Source organism: Bradyrhizobium sp. STM 3809, assembly GCF_000239795.1.
Taxonomy (GTDB): domain Bacteria; phylum Pseudomonadota; class Alphaproteobacteria; order Rhizobiales; family Xanthobacteraceae; genus Bradyrhizobium.
Genome location: NZ_CAFJ01000792.1, coordinates 1 through 12973, shown reverse-complemented (window position 1 = coordinate 12973; position 12973 = coordinate 1). Strand labels below are relative to the sequence as shown.

15 protein-coding genes are annotated in these 12973 nt (G+C 67.3%); 8 read left to right on the top strand and 7 right to left on the bottom strand.

The genetic code is table 11. From position 1 onward, the window contains the following. A partial coding sequence (locus BRAS3809_RS33590; protein ID WP_240535837.1) for a DUF2267 domain-containing protein occupies positions 1–456 on the top strand: 456 nt, incomplete at its 5' end. A gap of 11 nt (positions 457–467) precedes the next feature. Here BRAS3809_RS33590 and BRAS3809_RS33585 read toward each other — a convergent pair. The 6 genes from BRAS3809_RS33585 to BRAS3809_RS33560 all read right to left on the bottom strand — a co-directional run bounded on the left by BRAS3809_RS33585 (position 468) and on the right by BRAS3809_RS33560 (position 6041). After that, complete coding sequence (locus BRAS3809_RS33585; RefSeq protein ID WP_008966469.1) at positions 468–2381, bottom strand: nitric oxide reductase activation protein NorD; 1914 nt, start codon at positions 2379–2381, stop codon at positions 468–470. A gap of 3 nt (positions 2382–2384) precedes the next feature. After that, on the bottom strand, positions 2385–3194 hold the full coding sequence (locus BRAS3809_RS33580) for a CbbQ/NirQ/NorQ/GpvN family protein (protein ID WP_008966468.1): 810 nt from the start codon (positions 3192–3194) through the stop codon (positions 2385–2387). A gap of 60 nt (positions 3195–3254) precedes the next feature. Beyond that, positions 3255–4601 carry a cbb3-type cytochrome c oxidase subunit I gene (locus BRAS3809_RS33575; RefSeq protein ID WP_008966467.1) on the bottom strand — a complete coding sequence of 449 codons (1347 nt, stop codon included), beginning with the start codon at positions 4599–4601 and terminating at the stop codon, positions 3255–3257. A 39-nt stretch (positions 4602–4640) separates the two neighbouring features. After that, positions 4641–5093 (bottom strand): c-type cytochrome, encoded by a 453-nt coding sequence (locus tag BRAS3809_RS33570; protein ID WP_008966466.1) that lies wholly within the window; start codon positions 5091–5093, stop codon positions 4641–4643. A 102-nt stretch (positions 5094–5195) separates the two neighbouring features. After that, complete coding sequence (locus BRAS3809_RS33565; protein ID WP_008966465.1) at positions 5196–5459, bottom strand: cytochrome C oxidase subunit IV family protein; 264 nt, start codon at positions 5457–5459, stop codon at positions 5196–5198. A 3-nt stretch (positions 5460–5462) separates the two neighbouring features. After that, positions 5463–6041, bottom strand: coding sequence for a cytochrome c oxidase subunit 3 family protein (locus BRAS3809_RS33560; RefSeq protein ID WP_008966464.1), 579 nt, complete (start codon positions 6039–6041; stop codon positions 5463–5465). Positions 6042–6162: 121 nt separating this feature from the next. Here BRAS3809_RS33560 and BRAS3809_RS36950 point away from each other — a divergent pair, with 121 nt between their 5' ends. Together BRAS3809_RS36950 and BRAS3809_RS33555 are read left to right on the top strand one after the other, a co-directional pair. After that, positions 6163–6318 carry a hypothetical protein gene (locus BRAS3809_RS36950; protein WP_008966463.1) on the top strand — a complete coding sequence of 52 codons (156 nt, stop codon included), beginning with the start codon at positions 6163–6165 and terminating at the stop codon, positions 6316–6318. Positions 6319–6370: 52 nt separating this feature from the next. Next, entirely contained in the window at positions 6371–6562 is a 192-nt protein-coding gene (locus BRAS3809_RS33555) for a hypothetical protein (protein WP_008966462.1), read from the top strand. A 4-nt stretch (positions 6563–6566) separates the two neighbouring features. On the opposite strand, the gene BRAS3809_RS33550 is transcribed toward BRAS3809_RS33555, so the two are convergent. Beyond that, positions 6567–6812 (bottom strand): hypothetical protein, encoded by a 246-nt coding sequence (locus tag BRAS3809_RS33550; RefSeq protein ID WP_008966461.1) that lies wholly within the window; start codon positions 6810–6812, stop codon positions 6567–6569. A gap of 299 nt (positions 6813–7111) precedes the next feature. Between BRAS3809_RS33550 and BRAS3809_RS33545 the strand changes: the two genes are divergently transcribed. The 5 genes from BRAS3809_RS33545 (at position 7112) to modC (ending at position 12950) form a co-directional block, all read left to right on the top strand. Further along, the gene (locus BRAS3809_RS33545; protein WP_008966460.1) at positions 7112–8530 is read left to right on the top strand and encodes a M20 family metallopeptidase; all 1419 of its coding nucleotides are present in this window, start codon (positions 7112–7114) and stop codon (positions 8528–8530) included. 23 nt (positions 8531–8553) lie between these two features. After that, on the top strand, positions 8554–10119 hold the full coding sequence (locus BRAS3809_RS33540) for an amidase family protein (protein ID WP_008966459.1): 1566 nt from the start codon (positions 8554–8556) through the stop codon (positions 10117–10119). Positions 10120–10378: 259 nt separating this feature from the next. After that, on the top strand, positions 10379–11146 hold the full coding sequence (gene modA / locus BRAS3809_RS33535) for a molybdate ABC transporter substrate-binding protein (protein ID WP_008966458.1): 768 nt from the start codon (positions 10379–10381) through the stop codon (positions 11144–11146). Between the two features lie 29 nt (positions 11147–11175). Next, positions 11176–11865, top strand: a complete 690-nt coding sequence (gene modB / locus BRAS3809_RS33530) for a molybdate ABC transporter permease subunit (protein ID WP_008966457.1) — start codon at positions 11176–11178, stop codon at positions 11863–11865. Further along, complete coding sequence (gene modC / locus BRAS3809_RS33525; RefSeq protein WP_008966456.1) at positions 11862–12950, top strand: molybdenum ABC transporter ATP-binding protein; 1089 nt, start codon at positions 11862–11864, stop codon at positions 12948–12950. Before modB ends, modC begins: the two co-directional genes overlap by 4 nt. Positions 12951–12973 lie beyond the last annotated feature (23 nt).

Genomic DNA, 12973 nt, shown 5'->3' with positions numbered 1-12973 from the left:
TGCATGGCCATGGAGAATCAGATGAGCGAGATCGGCGTCACCGCACTGGACCACACCGTCCAGGAAACCAACATCTGGCTGAAGGCGATCGAGCAGCGGCTGGCGCTGGCAAGCCGCCAGCAGGCCTACAGCGCGCTGCGCGCCGTGCTGCATGTGCTGCGCGACCGGCTGCCGCTCGCCACCGCGGCAAATTTCGGCGCCCAGCTGCCGCTGCTGATCCGCGGCATCTACTACGAGGGCTGGCATCACGCGACGACGCCGACCAAGGACCGCCATCTCGAGGAATTCGTCGACGACATCTTCCGCCAGCTGCCGCCGCAATTCCCGGTCGATCCGCTCAAGGCGGCGCGCGGCATCTTCGAGATCCTGTGGGAGAAGCTCGATCCCGGCGAGTTCGACAAGCTGATGGGCCACCTGCCGCTGCCGCTCAGGACATTGCGCGAACCGGCGACCTGATACATGCGAGCTCAGTGCGCGAGCTGCCGGTAGAGCGCCGGCAGCGCCGCAGGCAAGCGGCGGATGTTGCCGACGATGGCGTAACCGCCGCGGCCGAACAGGGTCGGAAAATACGACTGCGCCGATGTATCGATGGTGACGCCGAACACCGCCACGCCGGCGCGGCGCGCCTCCTGGACCGCCTTGCGCGTGTCCTCGATGGCGAACCGTCCCTCGTAGTGATCGACGTCGTTCGGCTTGCCGTCGGTCAGCACCAGCAGCAGCCGCTTGCGCTCGGGACGCGCGGCGAGCTCGCCGGCGGAATGGCGCACCGCCGTGCCGATGCGCGTGTAGTAGCCGGGCCTGAGCGCGCCGATGCGGCGCTCGACCTGCCCGCTCATCGTCTCGCCGAACGCCTTCACGGTCTCCAGCCGGACCCAGGAATTGCGCCGCGACGTGAAGGTGAGGATGCTGTGGCTGTCGCCGCAGGCCGACAGCCCGTGCGCCAGCACCAGAAGAGCTTCCTTCTCGACGTCGAGCACGCGCACGCCGTCGATCCACGCATCCGTCGACAAGGAGACGTCGGCCAGCAGCGTTACCGCGAGATCATGCGCCAGCGGACGCATCGCGAGGTGGACGCGATCGAGCCCGCCATGGCCGGCATTGAGATCGCTGCGCGCACGGACCAGCGCGTCGATGTCGAGGTCATGCCCGTCGGCCTGGGCGCGCATCACCTCGTGGCGCGGCCGCAAGGTCTCGAAGCGCCGCCGCACGCTGCGGATACGCCGGCGCATCGCCTCATCCGGCGTCCACGTCTCGCCCGTCTCGGCGGCCTCGCCGGTGACGACGCGGCAATGATCGGGAACATAGGCGCCGCTACGATAATTCCATTCGGGATAAAGCCGGCCGCTGTCGAGCCGCGCGGTGTCGACCGCCTCCGGCGGCAGGTCGAGATCGAACTTGAGCTTGCTCGCCGGCCGCCCCTTGCGCCTGGAGATCGCCAGCTCATCGAGATCGTCGGCGGCCTTGCGGGCATCGTCATCATCGGTGTCGTCGGACGGACGATCGACGTTGACCATCTCCGCCATCGCGAGGATCTTCTCGAAGCGATTGAGGATAAAAGGATCGCGCTTGGCGGCATCGTCGCGCTCGCGCCGCGCGAAGCGCTTGCGGCTGTCAGGCGTCTCGGCCTGCTCGGCCGGCGTTGGCGTGTCGTCGTCGTCACGTTCGGCCGCGACGGGCGCGCGGCTCCAGCAATCGCCCCACAACGGACACGGCAGCATCGGCCGGTAGCCGGGCGGCGCGGTGGCCGGCAGTTCGCCATCGGCGATCACCGCGTTCCACAGCACGCCCTTCGGCGGCACCGCGGCCCCGAGCAGCGCCATGACGATGAGCTCGACCTGCTGCTCCAGACGCGGCAGCGGACGCCGCGGCCGGGTCACGGCCAGGGCGCGCGCGAGCTGGGCGTAGGATCGGTTCAATCCGGGGAAGCGCGTCAGCACCACCATCGTGGTCTCATGCGCCCGGCGCAGCGTGAGCAGATCCCGCCGCAAGGGATCACTGTCCGCGATCGGATCGGCCGGCATGGTCGCGAACCACGCCGCGAGCCACTGATAGAGCTGGGCGTTGAGCGCGCGATCCGGCAGCAGCGCGATGGTGTCCGGGAGAAACACCGTGGCGCCGTCGCGGCCCGCCTGATCGAGGCACTCGTCCCCCAGGCCGATGCGCTGGCGCCAGCCGAGGCGATGGCCCGACTTGCGCGCTCTGGCGCCTACGATCTGCACACCGGTCTCGCCGCCCAGCGCGCGGAACATCACGGCGATGCGGCCGCTGACATCGTTCAGCGCGACGGCATGATCGGGATGGACCGGATAGCTCGACGTCGTGCCGACCAGCCGATGCCAGGCGCGGCCGACGGTTTCCTCCAGCTCCAGGAAGTCGAGCATGGCTCACCCGATCACGGCATGCGCGACCTCGCGCAACGCCGCCTTGACGTCGGCATCGTCGGTCAGCGGCTCGATCATCGCCGCGAGCACGGCATCGGCAACCGGTGTTCCGGCAGCAACGAGCGTGGCGCAGTAGACCAGCAGCCGGGTCGAGACGCCCTCCTCCAGATCGTGGCCCTGCAGCGCGCGCAGCCGATGGGCCAGCGCCACCAGCGGACGCACGCGATCGGGCGACAATCCACTCTCAGCGGCCACCACGGCGATCTCCTGCTCCGCCGGCAGGAAGCCGAACTCGATCGCGATGAAGCGCTGCCGCGTCGACGGCTTGAGCGCCTTGTGCAGCGACTGATAGCCGGGATTGTAGGATACCACGAGCATGAAACCGTCGGGCGCGACGAGCTCCTCGCCGGTCCGCTCCAGTGGAAGGATGCGGCGGTCGTCGGTGAGAGGATGCAGTACCACGGTGACGTCCTTGCGGGCCTCGACGACCTCGTCGAGATAGCAGATGCCGCCCTCGCGCACCGCGCGGGTCAGCGGGCCGTCGGTCCACACCGTGTCGCCGCCCTTGAGCAGATAGCGGCCGGTGAGATCGGCGGCGGTGAGGTCGTCGTGACAGGCCACCGTGTGCAGCGGCAGGCCGAGCCGCGCGGCCATGTGGGCGACGAAGCGGGTCTTGCCGCAGCCGGTCGGGCCCTTCAGCAGCACCGGCAACCGATGCCGGAACGCATGCTCGAACAACGCGCATTCGTTCGCGGTCGGCGTATACGGCGGAAGCGAGGGAACGGTGTCGATCGCGTGCAGCGCGGCTTTCATGATCTTTCTCCAAAATCGGGAACCACAGGCGGCGACCGCAGGGCCGCCGCCTGCCAGCCTTCACTCCGCGGGCTGCAGGGCGCCGGGGATGACCGCGGGCTTGGTCCGGCCGGGCACCAGCACCGCCCAGACAAACATCAGCGCCGAGATCGCGACGAACACGCCGGAGCCGAGCCGCACCCAGTAGAACATCGCGAGCTGGTCCTGCACGTCCATGTAGCTCTGGCCGAGCACGCGCTGCAGGTGCACCTGGAGGATGCCGGCGAAGGTCAGGGCGAAGGTCATCACCATCATCGCCGTGCACATGATCCAGAAGCTCGCGATCGAGAGCCACTGATTGTACGGCGCCCGTTGCCGCAACTGCGGGACCGCATAGGCCATCACGGCGAGATTCAGCATCACATAGGCGCCGAAGAAGGCGAGATGGCCGTGCGCGGCGGTCACCTGGGTGCCGTGCGTGTAGTAGTTCACGCTGGACAGCGTGTGCAGGAAGCCCCACACGCCGGCGCCGAGGAAGGCCATGACGGAGCAGCCGACGGACCACAGCAACGCGGCGCAGTTCGGATGCTTGCGGCCGGCCTTCAAGGTCATCTGCACCGTGAAGATCACCATGGTGAAGAACGGCGCGACTTCGAGGGTCGAGAACAGCGAGCCGATCCACTGCCAGTAGCCGGGAGCGCCGATCCAGTAGAAGTGGTGGCCGGTGCCGAGGATGCCGGAGAACAGCGCGAGACCGATGATGACGTAGAGCCACTTCTCGACCACCTCGCGGTCGATGCCGTTGAGCTTGATCATCAGGAAGGCCAGGATCGAGGCCATGATCAGCTCCCAGACGCCCTCGACCCAGAGATGGACGATGTACCACCAGTACATCTTGTCGACGGCCAGATTGGCCGGGTTGTAGAACGCGAACAGGAAGAAGATCGCCACGCCCCACAGCCCGAACAGCAGGATGTTGGTCACCGTGGTCTTGCGGCCCTTCAGCGCCGTCATGGTGACGTTGAACAGGAACATCAGGCAGACCACGACGATGCCGACCTTGATGATGAAGGGCTGCTCGAGGAACTCGCGGCCCTCATGGTAGTGGAAGAGATAGCCGACCACGGCAGCAGCAGCGGCGCCGAAGAACATCCAGAACTGGATCTTGGCGAGCAGCGGGCTGTAGAGTTCGGTCTCGGTCTCCTCGGGCAGGAGGAAATAGGTCGCGCCCATGAAGCCGATCAGCGACCACACGATCAGCGCGTTGGTGTGGATCATGCGGACGATGTTGAAGGGCAGCAGGACCGACAGCGTGTTCGGCAGCACGTAGATCGTGCCGGCGAGCAGGCCGAACAGGACCTGGGCGAGGAAGAGCGTCAGCGCGCCGTAGAAATACAGCATCGCGACCTTCTGGGTCTCATATCTCATCGCGGATCTCTCTCGTGGATGAAGGGCGGGATGCGGGACTCAGCCGGCCTTGTTCGGCGGCCAGTCCTGGCGCTTGATCGTGTCGGTCCATTGCAGGAAGTCGGCGAGGTCGTTGAGCTCCTGATCGGACAGGTTGAACTGCGGCATCTGCCGCCGGCCGGGCGCGCCCGAGGGCTGCGACTGCATCCAGGATTTCAGCATCTCGCGCGCCGCCGCCGGATCCTGCCGGCCGCCCCAGCGATCCCAGACGTTGCCGACCTCAGGTGCGAAATAGGCGCCTTCGCCGAGCAGCGTGTGGCAGTTGATGCAGGAGTTCCTCTCCCAGACGTGCTTGCCGCGCGCGACGGAGGCCGACAAGGTCGAGGCATTGGTCGAGCTGGTGACCATGTAGTAGTGGCTGTGCGCGGTCAGCCCGAGGAAGATGGCAAAGAAGAAGGCCGAACCGCCGTAGAAGACGTTCCGCGCGGCCGACTTGGTCAGGCGTTCCGCCATGACACGTCCTTTCCGGTTGGTGAGGGTGGATGGTGTGGGAGCAATCTACCGGCGCCGCCGGAGGGCTCTTTGTCGGGGCGCAACGAGCGCGGCGATCGGATGTCAGACGAGAGCCCGGAGGATCACCGCGAGCGCGGCAAAGGCAGCGAGACCGGCGAGCCAGGTGGTGAGCAGGCCACGCCACAGCGCCGGCGCATCACGCAGACCGAGATAATCGCGCACGATCACCCTGCCCTTCGCCACGGCGAGCGAGAGAACCAGCGCATCGACGAGCCATCTGTTCGGCACCAGCAGCGAGGCTGCGAGCGTGGCGAGAGCGAAGCTCAGCAATTGCAGCCAGGCCCCATCGAGTCGGTCGCGGAACATGGCTCATCCCACCAGATAGAGAATCGGAAACATGACGATCCAGACGAGATCGACCATGTGCCAGAATGCGGCCCCGGTCTCGACGCCGCTCGACGTGGCGCGACGGCCGACGACGACGAGGATCACGATCCCGAGCGCGACGTGCAGCAGATGGAATCCCGTCAGGAGAAAGTAGAGCGTGAAGAAGGCCGACGATTCGAGGCCGGCGCCGGACGCGATCTCGTTGCCGTATTCGGTCAGCTTGATGACGATGAACGCAGCGCCGAGCATCATGGCCAGCGCGATCCATCGCCGTGCCGTGCGAGGCGATGCGCAGCGTGCGGCCGCGGCGGCGCGCGCGGCGGCCCAGCCGCTCGTCACCAGCACGATCGTGTTCAATGCGGCGAGCGGTCCGTCGAGGATGGCTTGCCCGGCCGCGAACACCACCGGATTGATCACGCGCGCGACGATGAAGGCGCCGAGCAGCAGGCCGAAGGCGACCAGTTCGCTCAGGATCAGCACCCACATCATGGGGTCGCCGGGCAGCCCGTCGAGCACGCCCCAGCGCTCCTCCTGCTCCGTCTCGCATGCGAGTGCCGACATCGTGCCCTCCGAATGGATGTCGCGAAGCTAGCCAGGCGAGCAGAGGCGCTCTTTGTCGGTGCACAAACAGCGCGGCACCCGACTGCGCTAGGGGTGGGCGATCCCGTCGGGAGGAGATTCCATGACCGAAGCACAGCTCGGCCTCGTCACCGTCACGCCGATCATCATCGTGTTCGCAGCGGCGCTGCGGCGCATGGGCGTGTTGTCAACGACCGGAACCGTCTCAGCCATCGCTGCATCGGTGGCGATCGCCACGGTCCTGTTCGTCACCCAATAGGCCGCTTGGAACTTTCGCGGGGCACGGACGTCACCTCGTCCGGAGGTGCCGCATGGGTGACAACAACCGATTCGCGGAGCTGCTCGGGAACGCCGCGATCAGCGTATGGGGCGAGATGCCGCGCGACATCCAGGAGGCGCTGTTCGAGACCGCGATGCGCGGCCATGACGACCTGCGCCACCAGTTGGCGAAGATCCTGCACGACCGGCATCCGCGCACGCAGCATCCGCCGCGGCCGGAGTAGCGGCTCATTCGGGCCGATCGTCGGCCCGAAACCGGGACGGCTCGTCGTAGCCCTTGCGGCTGCTGTAGAACAGCAGCACCATCAGCCCGATCCCCACGATCAACGAGAACACCACGCCGACCGTCAGCGCGATCCAGCCCTCGGCCGGCATGGGGTCGCCGGGCAGCGTCAGTCCCTGATAGGCGAAGACGACGGCGCCTGCGAGAATCAGCAGCAATGCGACGATGATCGTGATGGGCCCTGCACGCATGGATCGTGCTCCTCGAGGCGAGAACAGGGACCGTCCGCGATCGTTCCTGGACTGCGGCGGTACCAGCGAACAGCGTCAGTTCCGAAATGTGAGAACGCAGGTCCCCGACGCCGGCGATTTGCGCTGCCGAAATCATCGCGTTGCATCCCATCGCGGCATCCCCGGCTTGCAGCTCTAAGAGGTCAAGCCCGGCCCCACACCAGCCCGCATGGCTGATCCCGTGGGGGATCGCTAGGCGCGCGGGAACTTAGCTGATAACCATATAGGCTTCCTATCGGCAGCAGAGGACGAGACCGGAGATGGACAATCGCAGCGAGATCTGGCGCGGCGTCGACGCGATCAAGACCCGTTTCATCGAGCTCAGCGACCGGGTCTGGAGCATGCCCGAGGTCTGCTACACCGAAGCCCGCTCGTCTGCCGAACATCTCGCCGAGCTGAAGCACCAGGGCTTTCGCATCACCGAGAAGGTGGCGGGCATTCCGACCGCGCTGATGGGCGAATGGGGCGAAGGCGGCCCGGTCATCGCCTTCATGGGCGAGTATGACGCCCTGCCCGGCCTCTCTCAGGAAGCCGGCGTCGCCGAGCATCGCCCGATCGAGACCGGCGGCCACGGCCATGGCTGCGGCCACAATCTGCTCGGCTCGGCGGCGCTGCTCGCGGCCACCGCGGTGAAGGACTGGCTGGCGGCCAACAAGGTTCCGGGGCGCGTGCGCTACTATGGCTGCCCGGCCGAGGAAGGCGGCGCCGCCAAGGCCTTCATGGTGCGGTCGGGCGCGTTCGAGGACGCCGACATCGCCATCACCTGGCATCCGTCGAGCTTCTGGGAGGTGGTGATGACGCCCTCGCTCGCCAACACCCGCGCCGACTTCATCTTCACCGGACGCACCTCGCATGCGGCCGCTTCGCCGCATCTCGGCCGCAGCGCGCTTGACGCCGTCGAGCTGATGAATGTAGGCGTCAACTACATGCGCGAGCACATGCCGAGCGACGCCCGCGTGCACTACGCGCTGCTCGACACCGGCGGCATCGCGCCGAACGTGGTGCAGGCGCATGCCCGCGTGCGCTACTCGATCCGTGCCCGCGACCTGCCCGGCATGAACGAGCTGGTCGGGCGCGTGCACAAGATCGCGCAGGGCGCGGCGATGATGACCGAGACCAAGGTCGAGATGAAGATCATCTCCGCCGTCTCCAACATCCTGCCGAATACGCCGCTCGAGGAGGCGCTGTACGAGGTGATGCAGGAGCTCGGGCCGCCGCATTTCGATGACGGCGACCGGGATTTCGCCGGCCAGATCCAGGCGACCCTGACGGACAAGGACATCGAGTCGGTCTACTACAGCATCGGCATGGAGCCGACCGACAAGCCGCTCGCCGACTTCCTGGTGCCGCTCAACACCAAGCGCAATCCGCAGATCGGCTCGACCGATGTCGGCGACGTCAGCTGGGTGGTGCCGACGGTGCAGGTGCATGCGCCGACGGTGGCGATCGGCACGCCGTTCCACACCTGGCAGGTGGTCGCGCAGGGCAAGACGCCGGCCGCCCACAAGGCGATGGTGCAGGCCGCCAAGGCGATGGCCGGACTCGGCATCAAGGCGCTCAACGAGCCCGCGCTGATCGCGGCTGCAAAAGCCGACCTGAAGAAGCGGACGACGCGCACGCCCTATGTCAGCCCGCTGCCCGCGGAGGTCGAGCCGCCGCTGACAATGTCGGTCGCCTGAGACGGAAACTGGGGGGAAACACAATGGCAAAGACAGCGAAGAAGCCGGCGGCGAAGCCCGCCCGGCAGGTCCTGAAACGTGTCGTGAACGCGACGGCCAACGCGAAGCCCGCAGCCAAGACAAAGGCGAAGACATCGCCCAAGCTGCAGGCGAAGGCGGCCGCGCCAAAGCCGCGGCTGCCGAAGGGACCGGCCTGGCAATGGTCGGCGGTCGAGACGGCGGCGGCGATCCGCTCGGGCGCCGTCTCCTCGGTCGAGGTGACCCAGGCGCACATCGCGCGCATGCACGAGGTCAACCCCAAGCTCAATGCGGTCGTCGTCGACCTCAGCGAGGAGGCCTTGAAAGCCGCGCGAGCCGCCGACAAGGCGCGCGACAAGAGCGGCCTGCTGCACGGCGTGCCGGTCACGATCAAGGAGAACGTCGACTACGCGGGCCGGCCCAATCCCAATGGCGTCAAGGCCCAGATGGGCATCATCGCGCCGTCGGACGCGCCTGTCGTGCGCAACCTCAAGAGGGCCGGCGCGATCGTGCTCGGCCTGACCAACACGCCGGAATTCTCGTTTCGCGGCTTCACCGACAATCCGCTGCATGGCCTGACGCTCAATCCGTGGGATCCCGAGATCACCTGCGGCGGCTCGTCCGGCGGCGCCGGCGCCGCGGTCGCCGCCGGCATCGGCACGATCGCGCATGGCAACGACATCGGCGGCTCGCTGCGCTGGCCGGCGCATTGCAACGGCATCGTGACGATCAAGCCGACGCAAGGACGCATCCCCGCCTACAATGAGAGTGCCGCGTCCGAGCGGCCGATGCTGGCGCATCTGATGTCGTCGCAGGGGCCGCTGGCGCGCAGCGTGGCCGATGTCCGGCTGGCGCTCGAGGTGATGAGCCGGCGCGATCCGCGCGACCCCTGGTGGGTACCGGCGCCGCTCGAAGGCGAGAAGCCGAAGCGGCCGGTCAAGGTCGCGCTCGCCAAGATTCCCGACGACATGGACGTCGATCCCTCCGTGCGCGCCGCGCTGCGGCAGGCCGCTGACCATCTCGAGCGCTCCGGCTATCGCGTCAGCGAGGTCGAGGTGCCCGACATCTCCCGCGTCTGGCAGACCTGGTGCGACGTCATCACCACGGAGGTGGTGGTGATGCAGGAGGCCAAGATGCTGGCGGTCACATCGGAGGACTTCCACAAGGCGTGGGGCGGGATGCGGGCCAAGGCGGAGATCCTCGATCTCGCCGGCTGGATGAACGCGACGGCGCAGCGCTCGACGCATATCCGCGCCTGGCAGCTGTTCTTCGAGGACTATCCGGTCGTGCTGGCGCCGACGACGGTCAAGCCGACGCCGGGTCCGCGCGACGACACCGTCAGCCCGGAGCGCGTGCAGGAGATCTTCTTCAACGAGATCCGTTTCATCTCGGCGATCAACGTGCTCGGCCTGCCCGGCGCCGTCGTGCCTGTCACGGTTCACGACGGCCAGCCGATCGGCGTGCAACTGATCGCCGGCCGCTACCGCGAGGACCTCGCGCTCGATGCCGCCGCCGCGATCGAGAAGCGCACGGGCATGCTGGTGCGGCAGCTCTGGGATCGCATGGCCTAGCCTTGCGATGGCCTGGGGCTCAGCGGTCCCAGGCCGTCGCATTTGCGACACGTCGCCGCAACGATTGTCGAACCTCGAACATTGCCGCGCATCGCGCCGGCACGAGGGCAGCCCTCGTGTTGACGGGAACCGGCCGCGCCGTCTATTCTGATATATACAAATGGATATAGCACGGCTTGCCGCCGGTCCGATGCGACGGAACGGGACTTGCAATTCACCGGAACGAGCCCGGTTTGGTGAATACAACAAGGACAATGTGATGAGATCGATGCGCTTCGCCACCGCCGCCCTCTGCGCGGCCGTTGCCCTCCTGACCGGCGCGAACGCCTTTGCCGGCAGCGCCAATGTCGCGGTCGCCGCCAACTTCACCGAGCCGGCCAAGCAGATCGCGGGCCTGTTCAAGGCCAAGACAGGTCACGAGGTGGTGCTGAGCTTCGGCGCGTCCGGGCAGTTCTATACCCAGATCAAGGAGAACGCGCCGTTCGCGATCCTGCTCTCCGCCGACGACGAACGGCCGAAGAAGCTCGTCGATGAAGGCCTCGGCGTTCCGGAAAGTCGATTCACCTACGCGATCGGCAAGCTCGTGCTGTGGAGCAAGGATGCGAATGTGGTGAAGGGCGAGGAAACGCTGAAGGCGAACGCGTTCAACAAGCTCTCGATCGCCAATCCCGCTGCCGCCCCCTACGGCGCTGCCGCGATCGAGGCGCTGAAGGCGCTGAAGCTCTATGAGACGATCCAGCCGAAGATCGTCCAGGGCAATACGATCTCGCAGGCGTTCCAGTTCGTCGACACCGGCAATGCCGAGCTCGGCTTCGTCGCGCTGTCGCAGCTGATGCCGAACGCCGGCGGCTCGCGCTGGCTGGTGCCGCAGAACCTCTACAGCGAGATCCGGCAGGATGCCGTGCTGCTGAAGGCCTCCGCCGGCAACGAGGCGGCGACCGCATTCCTCGCCTTCCTCAGGACGCCGGAAGCCCGTGCGGTCATCGAGAAGTTCGGCTATGCTCTGGATCCGAAATCCGGCACCTGAGCCACACCTGCATCGATGAAACTCCGCGGATGAACCTGCACGTCTCGTCCGACATCTGGCAACCGATCCGGCTGACCCTCGAGCTCGCGGCGTTCACGACCGTCATCCTGATGCTCGTGGGCACGCCGATCGCGTGGTGGCTGGCGCGAACGCGGGCGTGGTGGAAGGAGGCGGTCGCGGCCCTGGTAGCGATCCCGCTGGTGCTGCCGCCGACCGTTCTCGGCTTCTATCTGCTGGTCGCGCTCGGGCCGAGCGGCCCGGGCGGCGCGCTGGCCTCGCTGTGGGGCGCGCGCACGCTGGCCTTCACCTTCCCCGGCCTCGTCATCGGCTCGGTGCTGTTCTCAATGCCGTTCGTGGTGCAGCCGATCCGCAACGCCTTCGAGGCGATGGGCGAGAAGCCGCTGGAGGCGGCCGCCACCTTGCGCGCCTCGCCCTGGCGGGCGTTCTGGACCATCGCAGTGCCGCTCGCGAGCCCGGGCTTTCTCACCGGCGCGATCCTCGGCTTCGCCCATACCGTCGGCGAGTTCGGCGTCGTGCTGATGATCGGCGGCAGCATTCCCGGCAAGACCAAGGTGCTGTCGGTTGCGATCTACGACTATGTCGAGACCTCGCAATGGACCGAGGCCTCGGTGCTGGCGCTCGGCATGGTGGTGTTCTCGTTCGCCGTCATTCTCACGATGATGCTGATCGAGAAGAAGATGACGAAAAGCGCCTCATGAGCACCGTGAAGGTCGACTTCCGCGGCACGCTGGGTCGCTTCGAATTGAATGCGCGCTTCGAGGTGCCGGCCCGCGGCGTGACCGCGATCTTCGGTCCGTCCGGCTGCGGCAAGACGGCCGTGATGCGCTGCATCGCCGGCCTCAATCGCCTGGACGGGCGATGCTCCGTGGCCGGCGACGTCTGGCAGGACGAGAAGACCTTCCGCCCCGTGCATCAGCGTCCGATCGGCTACGTGTTCCAGGAAGCCAACCTGTTTCCGCACCTCTCCGTTCGCCGCAACCTGATGTACGGCCATCCGGGCACCGGCGGCGCCATCGGCTTCGACGAGGTCATCGCCCTGCTCGGCATCGGCAGGCTGCTGGAGCGCTCGCCGCGGCATCTGTCCGGCGGCGAGCGCCAGCGCGTCGCCATCGGCCGGGCGCTGCTCAGCCAGCCCAAACTGCTGCTGATGGACGAGCCGCTGTCGGCGCTCGACCAGATGACCAAGGACGAGATCCTGCCCTATCTGGAGCGGCTGCATGCCGCGCTCGATCTGCCGATCCTCTACATCAGCCACGACATCGCCGAGGTCGAACGGCTCGCCGATCAACTGGTGCTGATGCGCCATGGCGCCGTGCTGGCGTCGGGCCCGCTGGCCGCGCTCCAGGCCGATCTGTCGCTGCCGCTCGCGCTGTCGCGCGACGCCGCCGTAAGCCTCGATGCCACCGTCACCGCGCAGGATGCGAGCGACGGCATGGCGACATTGGAAGTGTCCGGCGGCCGGTTCCTGGTGCCGGCCGAGCCGCTCGCGCCCGGCACGCGGCGCCGCCTGCGCGTACTGGCCGACGATGTCAGTTTGGCAGTCGACGCCCCGAGCCGCAGCACGATCGTCAACGTGCTCAGGGCAAAAATCCTCGAGATCCGCGGCCAGGCCGACCACCGCGTCACCGCCCTGCTGGGGCTCGGCGAGACTGGCGGCGGCGCGCGGCTGCTGTCGCGGGTGACCCAGCGCTCATGGAACGAGCTCGGCCTGCAGGCGGGGCTCGCCGTCTACGCCCAGGTCAAGGGCGTCGCCCTGGTCCGTCGCGAAGACCCCGCCGCCTGATCCACGTCCCCTGCGCAAGCCCC